Genomic DNA, 1,393 nt, shown 5'->3' on the forward strand with positions numbered 1-1,393 from the left:
CAGTAAGTGAATCTCACGGATGCACTGCCGACCCTACATCTGCCCACCCTACATCTGTTCCCTACTGGTGGGCAGTGCTTACCAATGGGCTCTGGCTAGTCAGTCAATTTAACGGATGCACTGCCGACCCTACATCTGTTCCCTACTGGTGGGCAGTGCTTAGCAATGGTCTCTGGCTAGTAAGTGAATCTAACGGATGCACTGCCGACCCTACATCTGTTCCCGACTTTTGGTGGGCAGTGCTTACCAATGGGCTCTGGCTAGTCAGTCAATTTAACGGATGCACTGCCGACCCTACATCTATTACTGCCGACCCTACATCGGTTCTAAGTTATCCGGACATGAGATTAATCCTATGGTGGGCAGTGCTTACCAATGCTCTGGCTAGTCAGTCAATTTAACGGATGCACTGCCCACCCTACATCTGCCCACCCTACATCTGTTCCCTACTGGTGGGCAGTGCTTACCAATGGGCTCTGGCCAGCAAATGAATCTAACGGATGCACTGCCGACCCTACATCTGTTCCCGACTTTTGGTGGGCAGTGCTTATCAATGGGCTCTGGCTAGTCAGTGAATCTCACGGATGCACTGCCGACCCTACATCTCTACATCTCACAAGGGTAGGTTTTTTACATTTGGGCGAGTACGTACTGGCTAGAGGTAGAAATTTCTCAAAATATGTCGGAAAATCATCAAGAATTTCCACCGATTACCGACCCATCTCCCGCTCTTCCCCTCCTGGTCGGGGTGTCGGGTGGGTTCCGATTAGCCATTACCGATTACCCATTCCCCATCACCCATTACCCATTACCCATTACCTATTACCCATTACCTATTACCTATCTCCAAAGTAAAAAACCTACCCCTGTGAGCATCTCTACATCTCCCGACTCCCGACTCCCGATTCCCGACTCCCGACTTCTGCAACAAGTCTAATCAACTGCTCCCAAAGCTTTCAGGGACGTCATAGTTGCTTTTGTTAAACCAGTAACACCAGCTATATTCATCCCCTCATAGGGTCTAGGCACTCTCAGGGTTTTGATACATTGACCCGTCTCGATATCCCAAAACTTAATTGTGCCATCGTTGCTGCTACTGGCCAGCATTAAACCATCTCGACTGAAAGTAACAGACCATACCACATTAGTATGGCCATGGAGAGTTTTTAAACATTCACCTGTCTGAACATCCCAGAGCTTACAGGTTTTATCATAACTACCACTAGCGATTAGTTTACTATTAGGGCTGAAAGCCACTGAGCGTAAGCGATGGGTGTGTCCACGCAAAGTGTTGAGACACTCACCAGTGCCAACATCCCAGAGCCTTAGAGTGTGGTCTTCACAGCCACCAGCGAGAATTCTGCCATTTCCACTAAAGACAACGCACTTGATT

3 protein-coding genes are annotated in these 1,393 nt (G+C 48.9%); 2 read left to right on the forward strand and 1 reads right to left on the reverse strand.

Annotated elements, in window-relative coordinates; all coding sequences use genetic code 11:
• Positions 1 to 401, forward strand: a 401-nt coding sequence (locus F6K53_RS42655) for a hypothetical protein (protein WP_293086625.1), incomplete at its 5' end; no start/stop codon positions are given.
• Positions 402 to 679: 278 nt separating this feature from the next.
• Complete coding sequence (locus F6K53_RS42660) at positions 680 to 937, forward strand: hypothetical protein (protein ID WP_293086628.1); 258 nt, start codon at positions 680 to 682, stop codon at positions 935 to 937.
• On the opposite strand, the gene F6K53_RS42665 is transcribed toward F6K53_RS42660, so the two are convergent.
• Positions 934 to 1,393: WD40 repeat domain-containing protein (locus F6K53_RS42665; protein WP_293086630.1), on the reverse strand; the 460-nt coding region annotated here is incomplete at its 5' end. The genes F6K53_RS42660 and F6K53_RS42665 overlap by 4 nt on opposite strands.

This window comes from Moorena sp. SIO4A1 (assembly GCF_010672065.1).
Classification (GTDB): Bacteria; Cyanobacteriota; Cyanobacteriia; order Cyanobacteriales; family Coleofasciculaceae; genus Moorena.

Coding starts and splice junctions, on each gene's coding strand:
- F6K53_RS42660 (WP_293086628.1), top strand. CDS start 680: ATGTCGGAAAATCATCAAGAATTTCCACCGATTACCGACCCATCTCCC.